This is a genomic window from Paraburkholderia sp., from assembly GCF_035501035.1.
Lineage (GTDB): Bacteria > Pseudomonadota > Gammaproteobacteria > Burkholderiales > Burkholderiaceae > Paraburkholderia.
The window spans coordinates 23,320-44,061 of sequence record NZ_DATJWR010000225.1; the positions used below are offsets into that span (position 1 = coordinate 23,320).

The following is a 20,742-nucleotide window of genomic DNA, read 5'->3' on the forward strand; positions in this document are numbered from 1 at the left end:
CAACGCCCCACGAACAAATGGAGGAAACAAGCACTCATGGGCACCCGCTCCATTGCAGTCAAACTGAGCCTGATTTTCGGCGCGGCGCTCGCGGCCACGATCGTCGCGATCACGCTGTTCGCGACCTTGAACGTGCGCTGGCAGGCCGCCGACAACTTCGCCGCGGCGAGCCTCGGCCAGATGCAGCAGATCGATACGAGCCTGCGCAACACGTTCGATCAGGTACACGGCAACGTCGCGTTCGTGGCGAATTCGCCGGTGGTGCAAACCGCGAACGAGTCGGTCACGAACTACCTGACGCATGGCGGCGCGATGACGCCCGATACGAACGGCGGCGTGGAAAGCGACATTTTCGCGCTGCTGAAGCGCTTCGGTGACAGCCACCCGGACCTGCGCTACGTCTACCTCGGCACGCGCTGGGGCGGCTATATCCAGTGGCCGAAAAGCGAGTTCAAGACCAACCACTACGACCCGCGCGAGCGCCCCTGGTACGCCCAGGGCAGCGGAGCGGGCAGCAACGTGACCCGCACGGGCGCGTATGCGGCGGACGGCGGCGACAAGGAGGTCATCATCAGCTTCGTGCGCGCGGTCCAGGACGGGCAGGGCAAGCCACTCGGCGTGCTCGGCATGGACATCTCGCTCGAAGGGCTCGCGAAGATGGTCAAGCAGGTGCGCTTCGGGCAGACCGGCTATCTGATGGTCGTGGAAGACAGCGGCACCGTGCTCGTCGATCCGCACGATCCTTCGCATGCGTTCAAAAAGCTCGACGATCTCGGCGATGGCTATCGCGACCTCGCGCAGACCGGCAGCGGTGTGCATGGCATCGATCTCGACGGCACGCGCTACGACAGCGTGGTCTATACGTCGCCGGAGCTGCGCTGGAAATACATCGGGCTCATTCCGCACGCGGAGATGATGGCCGACGCGAACCGCCTAAGCGTCGTGCTGATGCTGGGTGGCGCGCTGCTGCTCGGCGCCGCCATCGCGCTGACGATCATGCTCGGCCGCCGCCTCACGCAGCCGCTGCGCCAGCTTTCGCACAGCATGCAGGACATCGCGTCCGGCAACGGCGATCTCACACAGCGTCTGCCCGTCACGAGCGGCGACGAGGTGGGCGCGCTCGCGTCGCGCTTCAACGAGTTCGTGGAGAAGCTCAACGGGGTGCTGCTCGGCGTGCGGCGCAACAGCGAAACGCTGCGCACGGCCGCGGGCGAGATTTCGGCCGGCAACGCGGATCTTTCCGAGCGCACCGAGCGGCAGGCCGCGGCGCTCGAACAAACGGCCGCCACCATGGACGAGCTGACCTCCGCGGTTCGGCAGAACGCGGACAATGCGCGCGAGGCGAATGCGCTCGCCGTCGATGCGACGAACGTGGCGGGCCGCAGCAACGAGGTCGTCAAGCGCGTGGTGGGTACGATGGACGACATCAACCAGAGCTCGAGCGCGATCGCCGAGATCATCGGACTGATCGAGAGCATTGCCTTCCAGACGAATATTCTCGCGCTCAATGCGGCGGTGGAGGCGGCGCGCGCAGGCGAGCAGGGCCGCGGCTTCGCCGTCGTAGCGGGCGAGGTGCGCAATCTCGCGCAACGTTCTTCGTCGGCGGCGCGCGAGATCAAGGAGCTGATCAGCGCTTCGGTGCGCAAGATCCAGGAGGGGTCGGTGCTCGCCAACGAGGCCGGGCGAACAATGGCCGACGTGACGCAGGCGGTGAGCCGCGTGGCCGGCATCGTCGTCGAGATCGCGGCGGCTTCGGACGAGCAGAGCCGCGGGATCGAGCAGGTGAACCTCGCGATCGCGCAACTCGAAGGCGTTACGCAGCAGAACGCGGCGCTGGTCGAGGAGGCGGCTGCGGCGTCGTCTTCGCTCGAAGATCAGGGGCGCCAGCTCAACGACGCGGTCGCCGTGTTCCGCTTGCGGCACGACGCCGGGAGCGAGCCTGCACGGCAATGACGGCGCTCGGGGCCGTCCATCAAAACTTCGGATGGCACTCAAACTCGATCCCGTCCGCTCGGTGACGAAGCTCACAGCGCCAAGGAGGGTCCTCAGCACTCATTCGCTGTCGCGCGGGCTTTGTGTGACGCATCGTGTCAACTTCCGGAATCCGCCGGGACGTTGGTGGCTGGGCTTTTTCGCCGCCACGACCGGCATTTGCGGCAACGCATCCAAACACGGCGCAGAATTCTGGCACAGCCACGCCGACCGCACAGCGCGCGGCTTCACGATTCGCGCGCAAACACCTCGCGCGCCGCGAAGAGGCCGTTCAGCGCGGCAGGAAAGCCCGCGTAGACGCCCATCTGCATGATCGTTTCGACGATCTCCTCGCGTGTGAGCCCGACGTTCAGAGCCGCGGCGATATGCACCTTCAGTTGCGGCTGCGCGTGGCCAATGGCCGTGAGCGCCGCGATGGTGGCGATCTCGCGCGAGCGCAGGTCGAGGCCCGGCCGGGAGTAAATGTCGCCGAAGGCGAATTCGAGCAGATAGTGCGCGAAGTCCGGCGCGATCCCGGCAAGCGATTCGATCACCTGCTCGCCGGCGCTGCCGTCAATCGTCGAGAGCATGCGCTTGCCTCTTTCGAGGCGGCTTTCCTGCTGGACGTCGCTGACGTGGTTCATCGTCTCGTGCATTTTCGTTCCTTTGCATGGCATGGGAATAACCTTCGATTTTTTTGTCGAGGACGAGAAGACACGCATGGAGTTCGGCCACCTGTGCGCGCACCGCGTCGCGGTGCGCGGCCAGCAATTCGCCGCGCTCGCGCTCGGTTGCCGGGCCCGCCGCGCGCAGTTGCGCGTAACGCAACATGCCCTGGATCGACATGCCGGTCGTTTTCAAGCGGCCGAGAAACTCGATCCAGTCGAGCACCGAGCGGTCGTAAGCGCGCTGGCCCGTCTGGTCGCGCACGGCATAGGGAATCAGCCCGATGCGCTCGTAATAGCGAATCGTGTGGGCCGAAAGGCCCGTGAGCGCGGCCAGTTCGCCAATCTTCATGCGCTTCTCCTCATCGACGTTCGAGATGGTGGGACTTCGAGTGCACTCCAGGTCAAGCATTTTTTGCCGGGGGCGTGCGGCCAGCGGTCGCGACATCCGCAATTGCGCTTGCGCAGGCGCGGGCGATGCGCTGCACCGCGCTCGGCGATAGGCGATAGGCGATAGGCGATAGGCGATAGGCAAAGATAACTCGCTTGCCCACGGGCGGGGGCCAAGGATGGTACGCGAAGCGAGCGGTGTTGATGTTCCTTCGACGCACGCAAGAGGAAACAGCGCTGCGGGCGGCCGCGCAGCCGCGCGACGGCATGAGCGTGCGCGAAGGTAGCAATGCGTGACGATCGCGCCCGTGTTTTTCAGGTAGTCTCGCTGGCTGGGCGCGCGACGAATTTCGCGCGATACGCCGTTGGGCTCGTGAGCACGATCCGCCTGAAGTGGCGCCGCATCGATTCCTCCGAGCCGAAGCCCGCAAGCTCGGCAACGCGCGCCATGGCCAGGCGGGGCCGCGATTCGAGCAGATCGCGCGCGACGGACACACGCTCGCGCACCACCCACTCATACGGCCCCATGCCGGTCGCTTCGCGAAACTGCCGCTGCAGCGTGCGCGCACTCATGGCGGCCTTCGCCGCCAGCGATTCGACAGTATGCGCGCGACGCGGATTCGCGCGCACCCAGTCCATCAACCTGGCGAGGCGGCTGGCCTCGTCGGGCGGCATGGGACGCGGTACGAACTGCGCCTGACCGCCCTCGCGATGCGGCGCGACCACGAGTCTTTGCGCCACACGGTTGGCCACCGAACCGCCGTGGTCGCGGCGCACGAGGTGCAGCAGCATGTCGAGGCCGGCGGCGGAGCCAGCCGAGGTCAGTATCTCGCCTTCGTCGACGTAGAGCGCCTGCGGTTCCACCGTCACGCGCGGATAACGCTGTCGCAGGCGCTCGGCGTAGCGCCAGTGTGTCGTCACGCGCTTGCCGTCCAGCACGCCCGCAGCCGCCAGCACGAACACGCCGGAACAGATCGAGCACAACCGCGCGCCTCGCTTGTACGCCGCGCGCAGCTTCTTGAGCAACGGCTCTGGCGGCAGTTCGTCTGCATCGCGCCAACCCGGTATGACGATGGTCTGCGCCCGATCGAGCATGGCGAGCGTATAGGGCGCCTGCACCAGGATTCCACCCGCCGCACGCAATGGCCCGCGCTCCCCCGCGCACACGGCGAAGCGATACCATTCGACGCCCAGTTCCGGGCGATCGAGCGCGAAGAACTCCGTGACACAGCCGAATTCGAAGGTGCAAAGCCTGTCGTAGGCAAGCGCGACGACGAGGTGTGAGGTCGATACGTTCATGGCGCGATATTACCGGAGAATGGCAATCGCGCCACTGGCCGGCGATGCGACGCACCTCGCACAATGGAAGCCACCACAACGAACCATTCCGGAGGTTTTGTCATGTCGAACGTTTCCGCCGTTCCCGCCGCAGAAAGTGCCGAGGCAATCGCGCATTTCGCTTCCTCGCTGCGCTTCGAGACCGACTGCGCCGATGTCCATGCCGCGCTCGCCGGCGCCAACGCCAACGCCCCCGGCTTCGTGTTGCTCGACGTGCGCGGTCCGGCGCTGTTCGCGCGTGGCCACGTGCCGGGCGCGGTCAACTTGCCGCATGGCAAGATCATCGCGTCGAAGCTCGCCGCCTGGCCTCCCGAAACATTGTTCGTGACGTATTGCGCGGGGCCGCACTGTAACGGCGCAACGCGCGGGGCGATCCGGCTCGCCCAGCTCGGGCGCCCCGTCAAGGTCATGATCGGCGGCGTGACTGGCTGGCTCGACGAAGGTTTCGAGCTGGCCGGCGACACCGCGGCCTGAAGGCCACGGCACCACGGCATCCGGGCCACCGTGCCCGCGTGCCGGTCAGCGCGCGAAGTACATGTCGTGCAGTTCGTCCACGTTCACGTCCTTCGCGCGCGCGGCAAACGTCACCTTGCCGCCCTGCATCAGATACACCTGGTCGGCGAGGCGCAGCGCCATGTTGGTGTTCTGCTCGACGAGCACGATGGTGCGCCCCGCCGCCTTGAGGCGCTCGAGGATCGCGAACACTTCCTGCACCATCACGGGCGCAAGACCCAGGGACGGCTCGTCGATCAGCATGAGCTGCGGCGAAGACATCAACCCGCGCCCTAGCGCGAGCATCTGCGCCTGGCCACCCGAGAGCGTGCCCGCCAGCAACGCGCGGCGCTCCTTGAGCAGCGGAAAAAGTGCGTAGACCTCGTCGAGCTGCACCTTCGCTCCGGCGCGCCGCGCCTTCGCGAACGCGCCCAGCATCAGGTTCTCCTCGATCGTCATGTCGCGAAAGATCATGCGGCCTTCGGGCACCATCGCAATGCCGCGCTGCGCCATCTCCCACGTCGGCACACCCGTGAGCGGCGCACCGCCGAAGGTGATCTGCCCGCGCTCAATCGGCACGAGCCCCATGATCGCGCGCAGAAGCGTGGTCTTGCCCGCGCCGTTCGGGCCCACGATGGTCGTGACCTCGCCGCGCGCGACGTCGAGCGAGACGTCCCACAACACGTTGATCGCACCATAGCCCGCGCGGGCGCTGCTGATTTCAAGCATGAGCGGCCTCCCCCGTGTAGCTGCGCACCACCTCGGGATCGCGGAACACTTCGGCAGGCGGGCCGTCGGCGATCAGCTTGCCGAAGTTGAGCACGCACACGCGCCGGCACAGGTTCATCACCGTCTCGATGTCGTGTTCAATGATCAGGATACCTACTTGATACCGCTCGTGCACGTCGAGCAGAGTCTGCATGAAGCGGCGCTTGGTAGCCGTCTCCAGGCCGCCCAGCACTTCGTCGAGCAGCAGCAGCCTCGGCCCCGTCGCGAGCGCCTTCGCCACTTCGAGAGCCTTGAGCTCGGTGAGCGCGAGCTCGGTGGCGGCGTCGCGCTGCGCCTTGCCCTCGAGGCCGAGGAACGCGAGGATCTCGTCGATGCGCGCCTCGTCCACGCGGCCCGTGCCGAAGCGCTGCGCGACGATCAGGTTCTCGCGCACAGTGAGCTCGTGCATGGGCTGCGGCACCTGGAACGTGCGCCCGATACCAAGGCGCGCGCGGCGATAGAGCGGCGCCTTGAGCAGGTCCACGTCGCCGAAGCGGATCGAGCCGCCGGTCGGCCGCACGAGCCCTGAGATCGCGTTGAAAAGCGTGGTCTTGCCCGCGCCGTTCGGCCCGACGAGTCCCACCACGTCGCGTGTGCCGAGCGAAAGCGAAACGCCATTCACGGCCGTGATGCCGCCAAAGCGGATCGACACATCCTGCAGGCGCAGCTCGGCCTGGTTTTCAGCTTGCGGCATAGACACCTCGACGGGTACGTTTGAAGCGCAGCGCCGTGAGGCCCGCCGGGCTCACGATGATCACCGCCACGAGCAACATGCCGAGCACGATCTGGTGACCTGTCGGCAGCAGGCTCTTGAGCACGAGCTGATCGACGAGATACACCGTCACCGCGCCGATGAGCGGCCCGAGCAGCGTGCGATAGCCGCCGCAGATCGCTGCGATGATCGGCACGACGGCCCAGCTCGCGTTGAAGGCGTAGTCGGGTTCGAGAAAGTTGATGTAGTGCGCGTTGAACGCGCCGACGAGCCCCGTCATGAACGCCGAAAGCATGAGCATGGCGAGCTTCAGCATCACGCTGTTCACACCCACCACGCGCGTGGCGTCCTCCGACTCGTGCATCGCGCGCAGTGCGAGGCCCACATGGCTGCCGCGCAGCCGCGCGTAGATCGCGGCGAACACGAGCACAAGCGTGAGCACGACGAGGTAGCCGCCGCTCTTGCTGCCGAAGTCGAAGCCCGCCACCTTCGGCAGCCCCGGAATGCTCGACAGGCCGCTCGCGCCGCCCGTGAGACCGGACCATTCGGTCGCGACGATGCGGAAGATCTGCGCATACGCCAGAATGGCGAGCGCGAAATACGGCCCTTTCAGGCGCAGCGCCGGCGTCATGGCGAGCGAGGCGAGTGCCGCGCCCACGCCGCCCGCGAGCATCGCCGGAAACACGGGCCATCCGGCCTTGAGGGTGAGCAGCGCGGAAATATACGAGCCCACGCCAAAGAACGCGGCATGCCCGAAGCTCACCATGCCACCGAGATTGCCGAGCAGCGCCCACGCGAGCGCCACGCCCGCGATCGTGAGCGAAGCTACCGCGAGGCTCATCAGGTAGAGGTTCTGTCCAAGCGCGAGCGGCACGCCCGCATAGAGCACGGCCAGCGTCACGGCGAGCGCGGCGAGACGCGGGCCGGACGAGGCCTTGCCCAATAGTGTCGACGAAGTTGCCGATTCAGTCGCTTGCATCGATCTCATCCCCTTCTTTTTGCCACGCCGAACAGGCCGTTCGGCAGCACGTAGAGCACGATCAGGAACAGCAGCATGCCCGCGAGTTCCTGCAGCGCGGAGCTCGCGAGCGTGACCGTGAGCGCCTCGGCAATGCCAAGCAGCAGTGCGCCCGCCAGCACGCCCGGAATCGAGCCCACGCCGGCGAGCACGGTGATGATGAACGCCTTCACCGTGAGCGCCTCCCCCACCGAAGGCTGAATCGCGCTCGACGCGTAGATCGACACGCCCGCGCACGAGGCGAGCAGCCCCGCCACGACGAACGAAATCAGCTCGGTCTTGCGCGGATCGATGCCCATCAGGCGCGCCGCGTCTCGGTTGCTGGAGATCGCACGCACGGCACGCCCATACCACGAGCGCGAGAGCCACCACCACAGCGCGAGCATCAGCACCACGCTGATTCCGAACGAGAGCACCTCGCTGCGCATCGAGAGCAGGTTGCCGAGCATCACGCTGTCCTGCAGCCACGCGTTGCCCGTCGAGCGTACGTCCGCGCCCCAACCCAGCAGCACGCCGTTGGTGAGCACGATGCCAATGCCGTAGGTCAGGATCAGCGAATTCAGCTCACGGTCGCGCTTGATGCGGCTCACCAGATACCATGCCGCAGCGGCCGCCGCACACACCACCGGAATCGCCACCGGAATCGCGAACACGGGATTGAGGCCAAGCTTCGTCTCGAACGTGTAGGCAATATAGGCGGCGAGCAGCACCAGCTCGCCGTGCGCGAGATTGATGATGCGCATCGAGCCGAACACCAGTGCGAGCCCCAGTGCGACGAGCGCGTAAGCGCCTCCCACGAGCACGCCGGAATACAGCGATTGCAACAACAGGTCGGCCATCTCGGCTCCTCCTTCGTAGCGCTTGCGCTCACCACGGCAGCGCGGGGTAATTCAGCTTGCCGGTGGCGCGCTCCTTCGGCCAGACGAGCACGATGCGATCGCCCTGGATCTGCGCCATGTTGTTGAGGAACGAGGGGTTGTCGCCGTTCGGCGCGAAGCTCACCTTGCCGATCAGCGTGTCGTGCGGCTTCGCGCGCAGCTCGGCGGCAATGCCGTCCTGCTTGAGCGTGCCCGCGTCGGCGGCGCGCGCCATCGCGTCGAACAGCAGCCGCGACTGCACATACGCGAACTCGGCCACGTAGTCGGGCTCCTTGTGAAACGCGGCTTGATAGGCCTCGACGAAAGTCTTGCCTTCGGCCGTGCCGAACTGTGCGGGATGCGGCAGCATCGCGCAACCGATCACGTTGTTCACGAGGTCGGGAAACTCGGCCGTCATCTTCGGTGTGGCGATCGACCATGCGCCCATCACGGCCTTCAGTTGCGGGCGCAATACCTTTGCGGCGCGCAGAATGCCGATATAGTCGTTCTCGTAGCCGATCATCAGCATGACTTCAGGCTTGTCCTGCAGCCGCACCTTGTTCACGAGCGGCTTGAAGTCCGTCATCGTGGGATCGAATGCGTGCACGGTCACCGTCGCGCCCTGTGCGCGCATTTGCTTCGAGACTTCGTTGCTGAGGTCGGTGGTGGCCTGCTTCGTCGAGGCGAGAATCGACAGCGACTTCACGCCCATTGCGTTCAACTGCCCCACCACGGCCTTCGAGTAGCCCGAAGCCGGGCCGATGCGGAAAAAGCGCTTGAGCCCGCGCGACGTCATCGCGCTGTCCACCGCGCCCGAGGTGATGTAGACGATGCCCGCCTTGTCGGCCGCCTCGGAAGCCGGGCTCACCGAATTCGAGCCATAACCGCCCGTGATGGCGAGCACGCCCTGCGAGGCAAGCTTCTCGACGGCGCTCACGGCCTTCGCGGGCTGCGCCTCGTCGTCGATCACGGTGAGCGAGACCTTGTGCTTGCCGTTGCCCTGGTTGAAGAGATCGGCGGCCAGCTTGATGCCTTCCAGCTGCGCGTTGCCCGCGCGCGCCATCGAGCCCGTGAGCGGCAACTCGACGCCCACGGGCAACACGTCGGCGAATGCGGCCGGCGTGTGCGCGAGCAGCGCGCACGCGCTCGCCGCGCCGGCGCCGAGACGCAAGAGCGCGCGCACGAGTGCGCGCGGCTTGCTGCGAATAGCAGAGCGATCCATCGAACCTCCAAACTTTGTCTCGAGCGTTGAGATACGGCGGCACCCCGTAGGCGGCGCGCCGCTTTATTTCGTTGTTCTATTATTTTGATTCAGGCGGCACGGGAAGCACCTTCCCGCACGCGGGCGTGCTCACCACGGCACGCCCGGATACACCGGCTTCGCCGTCGCGTAGTTCGCGGGCCACACGAGGGCCAGCTTGCCGTCACGCGAGAACTGGCCCATGTGTGCGACATAGTTCGTGTTGTCGCCCCGCGCATCGAAGCTCACCTTGCCGAGGAACGTATCGTCGCGCTGCGTGGCGCGCAGCGCATCGGCGAGTCCACCCTTGTCCAGCGTACCCGCTTTCTGCGCCTTCGCGATCGCATCGAACAGCAGTTGCGCGTACACGAAAGACGTTTGCGACTGGTAATTCGAAGTGGTCTTGAAGAGGCGTTGATAGGTGTCCGAAAAATCGCGCTGGTCCGCCGAGCGATAGTCCGCCGGCGAGGACAGCACGGTCGCGCCGTATACGTTCGGCACGAGGTCGGGGAAAGACTGCGCCATCTTCGGGCTCGCGAAGGCCCACGGCGCCGCGATCGCCTTCAGGTCGGGCTTGAGCACGCGCGCGGCGCGCAGAATGCCCACGTAATCGTTTTCATAGCCGAGCATCGCCATCGCGTCGGGCTTGTCCTGCAGCTTGACCTTGTTGATGAGCGGCTTGAAGTCGCTGATCGAGGGATCGTAGGCGTGCAGCGTCGTCTTCACGCCTTTTGCCTTGAGCGCCGTGTCGAGCTGCCTCGCGAGGTCGCTCGTCGCGTCCTTGGTCGAGTAGACGATCGCCACCGACTTCACGCCCAGCGAGTCGAACAGGCCGACCATGCCCGACGTGTACCCCGGCGTGTTGCTCACGCGAAAGAAGTTCTTCAGCCCGCGCGTGACCATGTCGTCGCTCGTGCCGCCCGAAGTCACGTAGACAAGGCCCGCCTTGCTGGCCGCTTCGGAAGCCGGCCCGGCGCAGTTCGAATTCGCCGCGCCCGCAATGGCGACCACGTGCTGCGAAGCGAGCTGCTCCACGGCGGCAACGGCCTTGGCGGGGTTCGATTCGTCGTCGACGGCCACCAGCGTGATCTTGTCCTGCGGATGGCGGCGGTTGTAGATGTCGGCCGCCACCTGGATGCCGCGGTACATCTCGGTGCCCGCCTGCGCGAGTGGGCCGGTGAGCGGCAATTCCACGCCCACGCGCCATTCCGTGGCATGCGCAAGCGCGGGTGCGAGCGCGACGGCCAGCGCCGCAGCCAGCGCGCCGCGCAGGCTTGCGCGGACCGCACGGCGGCGCGGCGCGCACTCGCGCGCGGACGTTGCGATGGGCGCGTGTAGCTTGCGCGTCTTGAGTCGCGTCATGTCTCCTCCTTCGCCCTTGGGGCTTTTGTGTACTTTGGAGTTCTCCTGTGCGGCAGCCGCAATGCGCAGGGCAAGAGGCGCCGATGGACAGGTGCCAGTGTGGTGGAGCCGCGCGGGGCCAACAATTCGTTTTCCGGAAAGCTGGCGTTCGGCTGGGTGGAAGTCGGCATTTGTCCCGATGCGCGGGTACGCGTGGGCCGTGACGAAGGGGGCGCGAACGTCAGCCGAAGTCAGCGGAAGATGGGCGCGACAATGTGCGTGGGGACGATACGGGAAAAACCCGCAAGCGGCACCGCTCGCGGTTCATTCGAAGTGTGGACGAGGAAGCGCGCGAGCGTTCAGGCCGCCGGCTTCGCGAGCACCGCGGCCTTGGGCACATGCGGCCCGGCGTAGCCGAGCAGCGCCGAGACCTCCACCGCGCCGCGCGCGATCAGCGCCTTGAAGCGCTCCATGCCCGGCACGCCGCGGCTCACGGGCGTGCCCATGACGAGCGCCGCGATCACGGCGCCCGACTCGTCGCGAATCGGCGCGGCGAAGCCCACCACATCGGCGGAACTCTGCTCGACCGTGACGGCCACGCCGGTCTCGGCCACCTCCTTGAGGATGGCCTTGAGCTCGCGCTTGTGCGTGCGCGTGGCGGGCGTATGGGCGCGCAGGTCGGCGGTGCGAAAGTACTCGGCCTGCTGTGCCTCGCTCATCGCGGCAAGCAGCACGCGGCCGCCCGACGACGAGAACAGCTCGCGCCGCTCGCCGATGCCCGCGATGAAACGGATCGCGCTGCGGCTTTCCGCCGACATGACGTAGACCATGGAAGGCCGGTCGCTCGCGAGCTGGCCGATCAGGATCGTCTCGCCCGCCTCGAGCGCCAGCCGCTCCATCACGGGTCGCGCGATCTCGGGAAAGCGCCGCTGTGCGACGATGGCCGCACCGAGCTTGAACGCCTCCACGCCGAGCACGTACTTGCCGCCGTCATGCGCGAGGTAGTGCGCATGCGTGAGTGCGCGCAGCAGCGCGAGGAGGCTCGTTTTCGGGGTCGCGCTCAGGTCCGCGAGTTCGGTGAGCGTGGCGCCTTGCGGGTGGTCGGCGAGAATGCGCAGCACCTGCACGATGCGCGTAGTGGCCCGCGGGCCGGGCGATGCGGCCGCAGCGCCGGTACCCGGTTCACGGTCTTCAGAGTGGCGCGGCATGGATCGATTGACGGTTGAACGGTGCGCAAAATTATACATGTCGACCTGCCCTCGAAATGCGTGCAAACCGGCCGCGCACCGGCGGCCGGAGCCTGGCTCAAACCGCCTGAGCGTCTTTCTCGTCTGCTTCGCGCTCGCCGTGCGAAGGCGCCAACGCGCTCGCGCCAACCGCCCCGCTCGCGCACAGCGCATCGATACGCGCGGCGTCGAGACCGAGCAGCCCTTGCAACAGCGTGCGCGTATGTTCGCCGAGCAGCGGCGGCGCCATGTCGTATTCGACCGGCGTCGCCGAAAGCCGCAACGGGCTCGCCACGCCAGGCGAAGTGCCCGCCAGCGGATGCGCGATGCGGCGCACTATCCCTCTCGCGCGCGCCTGTTCGGAACCGAACGCCTGGGCGACGTCGTTGATCGGCCCGCACGGCACGCCGCACGCCTCGAGCGCGGTGATCCACGCGTCGCGCGTGCGCGTGCGGAACGCCTCTTCGAGCACCGGCAGCAGCAGCGCGCGATTCACGCTGCGCGCGCTGTTGGTGGCAAAGCGCGGATCCGCCGCCAGTTCGTCGAGCGCCATCGCGCCGCACAGCGACCGGAACTGACTATCGTTGCCGCACGCGAGGATCAAATGCCCGTCGCTGGCCGCGAACGTCTGGTAAGGCACCACGTTCGGATGCGCGTTGCCGAGCCGGCGAGGCGCCTCGCCCGTGCACAGGTAGTTCATCGACTGGTTCGCGAGCATCGCCAACTGGCAGTCGAGCAGCGCGATGTCGATATGCTGGCCGAGGCCGCTGCGCTCGCGCTCGAGCACGGCGGCGAGCACGCCTGTCGTCGCGTACATGCCGGCCATGAGGTCCGTGACCGCCACGCCTACCTTTTCCGGGCCGCCGCCGGGCGCCCCGTCGGGCTCGCCCGTGATGCTCATCAGGCCACCCATGCCCTGAATGAGGAAGTCGTAGCCGGCGCGGTGCGCAAGCGGCCCGGTCTGGCCGAACCCCGTCACCGAGCAGTAGATGAGCGCCGGGTTGAGCGCCGCGAGGCTCTCGTAATCGAGCCCGTACTTCCTGAGGCCGCCCACCTTGAAGTTCTCCACCAGCACGTCGCACTGCCGCGCGAGTTCGCGGATCAGCGCGGCGCCTTCGGGCGCGGCGATGTCGACGGCCATCGAGAGCTTGCCGCGGTTCGCGCACTGGTAATAGGCGCTCTCCACGGTGTCGCGCCCTTCTTCGTCGCGCAGGTACGGCGGGCCCCATGAGCGCGTTTCGTCGCCGCTGCCGGGCCGTTCGATCTTGATCACCTGCGCGCCGAGATCCGCGAGATTCTGCGTGCACCACGGGCCCGCCAGCACGCGTGAAAGATCGAGCACGCGAATGCCTTCCAGCGGGCGGCGGCGCGGGCCGCCCTGTTCGTGCGCCCGTTGCGTATGTGCCTGTTCCTGCGCCCGTGCCTGCGTTTGCGTTGCCTGCGATGCCGATGGATGTCTCGTCTGCTGCTGCATGGGAAATGACCTCTGCTGGATTGCGGAACTACACGTTCGGTTCATGCGCGCTCGCGCTGCTCATTCGAGCTGCTTGCCGCGCGTCTCGGGCATGCGCCAGTAAGTGAAGAGGCTCACCGCCGCGCCTGCGCACACATAGGCGAGAAACCAGCCTTCGCGCTGCTGCGACTGCAGCCACGTCATGAGGTACGGCGTCGTCCCGCCCAGCAACGCGACCACGAGGTTATAAGCCGCGCCGATGCCGATCCCGCGCACTTCCGTGGAGAACAGCTCGGCCATGATCGCGGGCGCGATCGCGGAATAGAGGCCATAGGTCAGCAGACCGAAACATTCGACCAGCAGCATCGACGTAATGCCCGGCCCGATCGAGCGCACCACGGGATAGAGGCCAACGAGATATGCCGCCGCGAACACCATCAACTGCGGGCGCCGCCCGAAACGATCCGACAACGCGCCGAAGAATGGCTGCGCGACCATGAAGATGGCGATGCTCAAGGTGCTGGCCATGAACGCGTCAGCCGGCGTCGCGCCCGCGTGGCGGATCGCATAGATCGGCATGAAGCTGATGAACAGATAGAAGCTGAACGCCCCCAGCACGCTGATGCCCACGAGGCGCAGCACGGCGGTGCGATGATGCGACCACGTCCACCACAGCGAACGGCGCTGGATGCGGCCCGAGCGGCGCAGCTGTTCGAACGCGTGTGTTTCGCCCACGTTGCGGCGCATCCAGAAGCCCGCAAGCGAGCCGCAGCCGCCAATGAAGAACGGAATGCGCCAGCCCCATGCCATCAGCGCTTCCTTCGACATGACGTTCGTCATCACGCTCGCGAGCGCCGAGGCCAGCAGCAGGCCAGCCGCGATGCTGAAAAACAGGAAACTGCCGTAGAGGCCGCGACGCTTCGCCGGCGCGGATTCCGCGAGAAACGTGGTGGCCGCGCCGTACTCGCCGCCCACCGAAAGGCCTTGCACCATGCGCAGCACCGTCATCAGCACGGGCGCGAGCACGCCGATCGTCGCGTAGGTGGGCAACGCCGAGATCAGCAGCGAGGAGCCCGCCATCATCATGATGGTGAACGTGAGCGCCGCGCGCCGCCCAAAGCGGTCGGAGAAGCTGCCAATCACCCAGCCGCCCAGCGGCCGCATGAAAAAGCCCACCGCGAACACCGCGAAAGTGGCGAGCAGCGACGCCGTGTCGTTGTCGGCGGGAAAGAACTGCTTGCCGAAGTAGATCGCAAAGGTCGTGTACACCGACCAGTCGAACCACTCCACCACGTTGCCGACGCTGCCGGCAAATATGACGCTGGCCGTGCGTCGCGGCGCCGCTTCGGCGGCCGCGCCTGCCTGCACGATCTCAGGATTGGCGTTCATCCAGCTTGTCTCCTTTGCTCCTGGGGTTTCAGGTCTATTCGAATCGTTCTGGCTGCCGTGCCGGCTGAAACGGACTGGTTCGGAATGTAGCACCAGATTCCGAATACGGAACGAAGCGAATGCCTGGCGTATACCCTCGCGGGCCTCAAATCTTAGTCATTTATTCTTTATAAACAATGGACTACAAATCATCTATCCGGCATTGACCCTGTTCCGATATCCGAACGCCGTTGCCGATATCAAAACTCGATTCTAGAATCGGAACAAGACATCGGCGCAGCGCGCCATCCATCACCGGAGGAAGACAGGCATGACGACACATGAAGACGCCCAGTTGCTCGGACAAGGTTTCTACTGGCAGGACTTGCGCGCGGGTCAACGCTTTCGCACGTTCCGGCGCACGGTCACGGAAACCGATCTCGTCAATTTCATCTCAGCCACCGGCATGCTCGAGGCGATTTTCATCGACGCTCATTTCGAACACGGCGCCATGAGCGGCCGCCCTGTGCCCGGTGCGCTCACGAGCGGGCTGATCGAGGGCCTGCTGTTTCAGACCATGGTGCAAGGCACCGGGCTCGCGATGCTCGAGTTCTCGATGAAGGCGCACGCGCCGGTGCTGGTCAACGACACGATCTATGGCTTGGTGGAAGTCGAGGAAGTCAAGCCCACGTCCAGGCACAACCGCGCAGTCGTGACGAGCCGCGTGCAGGTGCTCAATCAGCGCGACGAGCTCGTGCTCTCGTACACCGTCAAGCGCATGCTCGCGGGCCGCCACGAATGAGGGCGCGCACGCCATTTTCTTTCGCACTGCCTGGAACTTCACATTGAGCAGCACGCCATGACCAATCCCTTCACACTCAGACCGATCCCCCCCGAGGACGAGGCCTTGCGCGCTCCGGTGCGCGCCTTCCTCGCCGAGGCCCTCAAAGGCATGGCGCCCGCCGTGCGAGCCCGGTCGTGGCTCGGCTTCGACGCCGGCTTCAGCCGCCAGCTCGCCGCGCGCGGCTGGGTGGGCCTCACGCTGCCGCGCGAATATGGCGGCGGCGGCCGCAGCCCGTTCGCGCGCTTCGTGCTCGTCGAGGAACTGCTCGCGGCCGGGGCGCCCGTCTCGGCGCACTGGATCGCCGATCGCCAGAGCGGCCCACTCATCGCGCGCTACGGCACGCCAGAGCAGAAAGCGTTCTATCTGCCGCATATCTGCAAGGCCGAGGCGTTCTTCTGCATCGGCATGAGCGAACCGAACGCGGGTTCCGACCTGGCGAGCGTGCGCACACGCGCCGAGCGCACGGCCAACGGTTGGCGGCTTTCGGGCCGCAAGATCTGGACGACCAACGCGCCGCACTCGCACTACATGATCGCGCTCGTGCGCACCTCGGGCGTACCGGAGGACCGGCATCGCGGGCTCTCGCAGGTCATCGTCGACCTCTCGCTGCCGGGCGTGCTCATCGCGCCGATCCGCGATCTCACGGGCGACGCTCACTTCTCCGAAGTCACGTTCGACGATGTCGAACTGCCCGCCGAAGCGCTGATCGGCAGCGAGGGCGCAGGATGGGAGCAAGTGAGCGCCGAACTGGCGTTCGAGCGCAGCGGGCCGGAGCGCATCTATTCGAGCATCGTGCTGCTGGAAGAATGGGCGCGCACGCTGCGCGACGCTGCTCGAACGGCGCAAGCGCCGGTGGGTGAAAGCGAACGCCGTACGCTCGGCGCGCTCGTGACCGAACTGGCCACGCTGCGCGCGATGTCGGTGGCCGTGACGGGCCAGCTCGCCGATGGCGCGAGCCCAGCAACGCAGGCCGCGCTCGTGAAGGACCTCGGCACGAGCTTCGAGCAGAGCGTGCCCACGCTGATCGGCGATGCGCTTGGCGCGCATCCGCAGCAAGCCGTGACGCGCGAACTCGCCGACACGCTCGACTACGTGACGCAGATCGCGCCATCGTACTCGCTGCGCGGCGGCACGCGCGAGATCCTGCGCGGCAGGATCGCGCGCGGTCTCGGGCTGCGCTAGTGAGAGGAGGAGAAGAATATGGAGGAGAACACCATGGATGACATGCTGACCGAATCCGCGCAGGCGGTGCTCGCGCAGTGCTGTACGCCGCAGGTCGTGCGCAGCGTGGAGGCGGCGCGCGATCGCAGCGCCGGCCGCGAGCTGTGGGACCAGCTCGATGCGCTAGGTTTTCTCGACGCGCTCGTGCCCGAGGAAAAGGGCGGCTCTGGGCTGCGCCTCGCCGCCACGACGGGCGCGCTGTTCGCGTTCGGCTCGCACGCGTTGCCACTGCCGGCCGCGCATACGATGATCGCACGCGAACTGCTCGCCCGCGCCGGCATCGAAGCGCCGCGCGGGCCGATTGCGCTCGCGCTCGCCAATGCCTCTCGTCACGGCACGGCGTTCGTGCCGTATGGCCTCGTGGCCGAAGCCATGATCGTCGAAACCACCGACGGCGCGAGCCTCGTCTCGCTCGCCGACGCCGAGGTGCGTGGCCACGGCGAAAGCCTCGACGCCACGGTCACTTACCCCTCTCGCGCTTCGCGCTCGCTACCCGCAACGGTGCGAGGCGTAGGAGAACTGGGCGCGCTTGCCACGGCCGCGACGATGGCTGGCGCCATGCAGCGCGTGTTCGACATGACGCTCGCCTACGTGAACGACCGCCAGCAGTTCGGCCGCTCGCTCGGCAAGTTCCAGGCCGTGCAGCAGCAGTTGAGCGTGCTGGCCGAGCATGTGGCCGCCACGCGCGTAGCTGCGCAATTGGGCTGCGCGGGCCATCGCACCTCGAAGCAGCGCGTCGCGGCGGCAATCGCGAAAGCGCGCGCGAGCCGCGCGGCGCCGCTCGTGGCGAACGGCGCGCACGCGCTCGTGGGCGCGATGGGCATCACCGCCGAGTTCGATCTACAGCTCTACACACGGAGGTTGCACGCTCAACGTTTTCAGTACGGATCGGAATCGTATTGGGACGACGTGGTCGGCACGCATGCCATCGATCACTGGAGCAATGTCGCCGCGGGTGTCGTCGGCATTTTCGATGCGCTCGATGAGGCGGCGACGGCGAGCGCGTGAATCTACGCCGCCAACGCTGCAAAGCGTGGCGGCCGACATCCGCCGCTACTTCCCCTGCCAGACCGCCTTGCGCTTGCCTGCAAACGCCGCCGCACCCTCGCGCGCATCGGCCGAAGCGAACACCGGGTCCGTGATCTCGCGCTGGCGCGCGAACATCTCCGCAGTGGACCAGTCACGCGATTCGCACATCACACGCTTGCTCGCGGCCACCGCGAGCGGGCCGTTCACAACGATCCTCTGCGCAAGTTCGATCGCCACGGCCAGCGCTTCGCCAGGCGCCGTGAGGCGGTTGATGAGGCCGAATTCGAACGCGCGCTGAGCGCCGAACATGTCACCCGTCAGCACGAGTTCCAGCGCGATGCGCTCGGGCAACTGCCGCTGCAGACGCAGCAGCCCGCCGGCCGCCGCGCACAGGCCGCGCTTCACTTCGGGTAGTCCGAACTGCGCGTTGCTTGCGGCAACGACAAGGTCGCTCGCGAGCACGATCTCGAACCCGCCGGCAAGCGCGTAGCCCTCAACCGCAGCGATGAGCGGCTTGCGCGGCGGCGCCTCGGTCAGCCCCGCGAAGCCCCGGCCCGGCAAGCTCGGCCGCTCGCCCTTGAGAAAGCCCTTCAAGTCCATGCCGGCGCAAAACGTGCCGCCCGCGCCCGTGATGATGGCAAGCCGCAGGTCATCCCGGCGTTCGAGTTCGTCGAGCGCCGCGGCAATCGCCTCGGCCAGCGCTTTCGTACAGGCGTTGCGCGCCTCGGGACGGTTGATCGTGAGGATCTGGATGCCGTCGCGGTAGTCGATCAGCAGTTCATCGTTCATGGTCGACCTCAACGCGGCTGCATGCGAATCGCGCCATCCAGCCGGATCGTCTCGCCGTTGAGCATCGGATTCTCGAGGATATGCAGCGCGAGCGCGGCGAATTCATCAGCAACGCCCAGGCGCGGCGGGAACGGCACCATGCGCCCAAGCGATTCGCGAATCTCCTCGGGCAGGCGCGCGAGCAGCGGCGTGTCAAAGAGCCCCGGCGCGATCGTGCACACGCGGATGCCCTTGCTCGCGAGATCGCGCGCGGCCACGAGCGTCATGCCGACCACGCCCGCCTTCGACGACGCATAGGGCACCTGACCAATCTGCCCTTCATAAGCGGCCACCGACGCCGTGAGCACGCACGCCCCGCGCTCGCCGCCCGCATCGGGTTCGTTGCGCGCCATCGCCGCGGCCGCGAGACGCAGCGTGTTGAAGGTGCCGAAGAGATTCACGCGCACCACGTCCTCATACGCTTCGAGCGAGCCCGGCGAGCCGTCCTTCTCGATGAGGCGCACTGCCCCGCCGCGCCCCGCGCAATGCACGAGCGAGCGCAGCGTGCCGCGTTTTTTCGCCGCCTCGAACACGGCGCTCATGTCGTCGGCGCTCGTCACGTCGGCCGGCACGAAGCTCGCCTGCGCGCCCAGTTCGTCGGCCACCGCCGCGCCGCGCGAGCTTGCAAGGTCGGCGATCACGACCTGCGCGCCGCTCGCCAAAAGACGCTTCGCACTCGCGAGGCCAAGCCCCGAAGCGCCGCCCGTCACCACCGCCACCGTGCCTGCGAATTTGTTCTTCTCGTCCATATGTCACCGCTCCTTCGCTGTTCGTTGCTGTGCGCTTCAAAGACGCTCGATGAGCGTCGCGTTGGCCATCCCGCCCGCTTCGCACATCGTTTGCAGCCCGTAGCGGCCGCCGCTCGCTTCGAGCGAGTTGAGCATCGTGGTCATGAGGCGTGCGCCCGAGGCGCCGAGCGGATGCCCGAGCGCAATCGCGCCGCCCGCGGGGTTCAGGCGTGCGCCGTCCGCACCGAGCGACTTCTGCCATGCGAGCGGCACCGCGGCGAACGCCTCATTCACTTCGAAGTGCGAGATATCTGCGACGGTGAGGCCGCGCTTCTTCAGCAAGCGTTGCGTGGCCGGAATCGGCGCGATCAGCATCATGAGCGGGTCGTCCCCGCATACGTCGAAGGCCACGATGCGCGCGCGCGGCTTCAGCCCCAGCTGCGCCGCCTTCTGCTCGCTCATGATGAGCAGCGCCGAAGCGCCATCGGAGATCTGAGAGGCATTGCCCGCCGTCACGTTCCAGCGAATGCCCGGAAAGCGCGCCGCCAGCTCCGCGCTCTCGAACGAGGGCGCAAGACCCGCCAGGCGCTCGACCGTCGTGCCCGCGCGAATGGTTTCATCCGCATCCACGCGGCGCAGGCCCTCGGCTTGCGGCACGTCGATGGGCACGATCTCACGCGCGAACTGTCCGGCGGCGCGCGCGGCTTCGGCGCGGCGGTGCGACTCGGCGGAATACGCGTCGAGCGCCTCGCGCGTGAGGTCCCACTTCTGCGCCACGAGATCGGCGCTCACGCCCTGCCCGACCGCGCCCTCGGGGTAACGCGCATGGTAGAGCGCGCCATACGGATCGCGGCCCATGCGCGAGGAGCCCATCGGCACGCGGCTCATCGACTCCACGCCGCCCGCCACGACGATATCGTTCACGCCCGCCATGATCGCCTGGGCCGCGAAATGGATGGCCTGCTGGCTCGAGCCGCACTTGCGCTCGATGGTCGTGGAGGGCACGTGCTGCGGAAATCCGGCCGCAAGCCAGGCAAGGCGGCCTGGTGTGGAGGCCTGCTCGCCCACCTGGCTCACGCAGCCGATCATGACGTCGTCCACACTGCCGGGATCGAGGTCGTTGCGGGCAATCAGTTGCTTGAGCACCTGCGAGAGCAGATCGACGGGGTGAAGCTCGACGAAGGCGCCGCCCGCCTTGGTCCGGCCCATCGGGCTGCGCACTGCGTCGACGATTACCGCGCTGTTGGTCATGG

20 protein-coding genes are annotated in these 20,742 nt (G+C 66.9%); 5 read left to right on the plus strand and 15 right to left on the minus strand.

Annotated elements, in window-relative coordinates; genetic code table 11:
* The first annotated feature begins 36 nt into the window (after window positions 1-36).
* Window positions 37-1,953, plus strand: a complete 1,917-nt coding sequence (locus VMJ11_RS16190; protein ID WP_325620399.1) for a methyl-accepting chemotaxis protein — start codon at window positions 37-39, stop codon at window positions 1,951-1,953.
* Window positions 1,954-2,219: 266 nt separating this feature from the next.
* On the opposite strand, the gene VMJ11_RS16195 is transcribed toward VMJ11_RS16190, so the two are convergent.
* The 3 genes from VMJ11_RS16195 to ftrA form a co-directional block, all read right to left on the minus strand.
* Window positions 2,220-2,615 carry a carboxymuconolactone decarboxylase family protein gene (locus VMJ11_RS16195; RefSeq protein WP_414694407.1) on the minus strand — a complete coding sequence of 132 codons (396 nt, stop codon included), beginning with the start codon at window positions 2,613-2,615 and terminating at the stop codon, window positions 2,220-2,222.
* On the minus strand, window positions 2,545-2,988 hold the full coding sequence (locus VMJ11_RS16200; protein WP_325620401.1) for a MerR family transcriptional regulator: 444 nt from the start codon (window positions 2,986-2,988) through the stop codon (window positions 2,545-2,547). Before VMJ11_RS16200 ends, VMJ11_RS16195 begins: the two co-directional genes overlap by 71 nt.
* Window positions 2,989-3,341: 353 nt before the next feature.
* Window positions 3,342-4,325, minus strand: coding sequence for a transcriptional regulator FtrA (gene ftrA / locus VMJ11_RS16205; RefSeq protein ID WP_325620402.1), 984 nt, complete (start codon window positions 4,323-4,325; stop codon window positions 3,342-3,344).
* Between the two features lie 102 nt (window positions 4,326-4,427).
* Between ftrA and VMJ11_RS16210 the strand changes: the two genes are divergently transcribed.
* A complete protein-coding gene (locus VMJ11_RS16210; RefSeq protein WP_325620403.1) occupies window positions 4,428-4,838 on the plus strand; it encodes a rhodanese-like domain-containing protein in 411 nt (136 codons plus the stop codon).
* A gap of 45 nt (window positions 4,839-4,883) precedes the next feature.
* Here the strand turns inward: VMJ11_RS16210 and VMJ11_RS16215 are convergent, their stop codons facing one another.
* From VMJ11_RS16215 to VMJ11_RS16255, 9 genes are all read right to left on the minus strand, one after another.
* A complete protein-coding gene (locus tag VMJ11_RS16215; protein ID WP_325620404.1) occupies window positions 4,884-5,585 on the minus strand; it encodes an ABC transporter ATP-binding protein in 702 nt (233 codons plus the stop codon).
* On the minus strand, window positions 5,578-6,318 hold the full coding sequence (locus VMJ11_RS16220) for an ABC transporter ATP-binding protein (protein WP_325620405.1): 741 nt from the start codon (window positions 6,316-6,318) through the stop codon (window positions 5,578-5,580). Before VMJ11_RS16220 ends, VMJ11_RS16215 begins: the two co-directional genes overlap by 8 nt.
* Window positions 6,305-7,315 carry a branched-chain amino acid ABC transporter permease gene (locus tag VMJ11_RS16225; protein ID WP_325620406.1) on the minus strand — a complete coding sequence of 337 codons (1,011 nt, stop codon included), beginning with the start codon at window positions 7,313-7,315 and terminating at the stop codon, window positions 6,305-6,307. Before VMJ11_RS16225 ends, VMJ11_RS16220 begins: the two co-directional genes overlap by 14 nt.
* A gap of 5 nt (window positions 7,316-7,320) precedes the next feature.
* Entirely contained in the window at window positions 7,321-8,193 is an 873-nt protein-coding gene (locus VMJ11_RS16230) for a branched-chain amino acid ABC transporter permease (protein WP_325620407.1), read from the minus strand.
* Between the two features lie 28 nt (window positions 8,194-8,221).
* On the minus strand, window positions 8,222-9,433 hold the full coding sequence (locus VMJ11_RS16235; RefSeq protein WP_325620408.1) for an ABC transporter substrate-binding protein: 1,212 nt from the start codon (window positions 9,431-9,433) through the stop codon (window positions 8,222-8,224).
* Between the two features lie 129 nt (window positions 9,434-9,562).
* Window positions 9,563-10,813: an ABC transporter substrate-binding protein gene (locus VMJ11_RS16240; protein WP_325620409.1), complete on the minus strand. Its 1,251-nt coding sequence runs from the start codon at window positions 10,811-10,813 to the stop codon at window positions 9,563-9,565.
* Between the two features lie 338 nt (window positions 10,814-11,151).
* Window positions 11,152-12,000: an IclR family transcriptional regulator gene (locus tag VMJ11_RS16245; protein ID WP_325620410.1), complete on the minus strand. Its 849-nt coding sequence runs from the start codon at window positions 11,998-12,000 to the stop codon at window positions 11,152-11,154.
* A 97-nt stretch (window positions 12,001-12,097) separates the two neighbouring features.
* On the minus strand, window positions 12,098-13,492 hold the full coding sequence (locus VMJ11_RS16250) for a CaiB/BaiF CoA-transferase family protein (protein ID WP_325620411.1): 1,395 nt from the start codon (window positions 13,490-13,492) through the stop codon (window positions 12,098-12,100).
* Between the two features lie 60 nt (window positions 13,493-13,552).
* Window positions 13,553-14,860: an MFS transporter gene (locus VMJ11_RS16255; protein ID WP_325620412.1), complete on the minus strand. Its 1,308-nt coding sequence runs from the start codon at window positions 14,858-14,860 to the stop codon at window positions 13,553-13,555.
* 310 nt (window positions 14,861-15,170) lie between these two features.
* On the opposite strand from VMJ11_RS16255, the gene VMJ11_RS16260 reads away from it, so the two are divergent.
* Genes VMJ11_RS16260 through VMJ11_RS16270 form a run of 3 tightly spaced genes read left to right on the plus strand, consistent with a single transcriptional unit; the run spans window position 15,171 to window position 17,912 of the window.
* Window positions 15,171-15,641: a MaoC family dehydratase gene (locus tag VMJ11_RS16260; protein WP_325620413.1), complete on the plus strand. Its 471-nt coding sequence runs from the start codon at window positions 15,171-15,173 to the stop codon at window positions 15,639-15,641.
* A 57-nt stretch (window positions 15,642-15,698) separates the two neighbouring features.
* Window positions 15,699-16,865 carry an acyl-CoA dehydrogenase family protein gene (locus tag VMJ11_RS16265; RefSeq protein ID WP_325620414.1) on the plus strand — a complete coding sequence of 389 codons (1,167 nt, stop codon included), beginning with the start codon at window positions 15,699-15,701 and terminating at the stop codon, window positions 16,863-16,865.
* A gap of 18 nt (window positions 16,866-16,883) precedes the next feature.
* Complete coding sequence (locus tag VMJ11_RS16270; RefSeq protein ID WP_325620415.1) at window positions 16,884-17,912, plus strand: acyl-CoA dehydrogenase family protein; 1,029 nt, start codon at window positions 16,884-16,886, stop codon at window positions 17,910-17,912.
* A gap of 45 nt (window positions 17,913-17,957) precedes the next feature.
* Here VMJ11_RS16270 and VMJ11_RS16275 read toward each other — a convergent pair whose 3' ends face one another.
* From VMJ11_RS16275 to VMJ11_RS16285, 3 genes are read right to left on the minus strand one after another with little or no spacing between them, the layout of a single operon-like run.
* Window positions 17,958-18,722 (minus strand): crotonase/enoyl-CoA hydratase family protein, encoded by a 765-nt coding sequence (locus VMJ11_RS16275; protein ID WP_325620416.1) that lies wholly within the window; start codon window positions 18,720-18,722, stop codon window positions 17,958-17,960.
* Between the two features lie 8 nt (window positions 18,723-18,730).
* The gene (locus tag VMJ11_RS16280) at window positions 18,731-19,510 is read right to left on the minus strand and encodes an SDR family NAD(P)-dependent oxidoreductase (RefSeq protein WP_325620417.1); all 780 of its coding nucleotides are present in this window, start codon (window positions 19,508-19,510) and stop codon (window positions 18,731-18,733) included.
* Between the two features lie 36 nt (window positions 19,511-19,546).
* On the minus strand, window positions 19,547-20,740 hold the full coding sequence (locus VMJ11_RS16285; RefSeq protein WP_325620418.1) for a thiolase family protein: 1,194 nt from the start codon (window positions 20,738-20,740) through the stop codon (window positions 19,547-19,549).
* Window positions 20,741-20,742 lie beyond the last annotated feature (2 nt).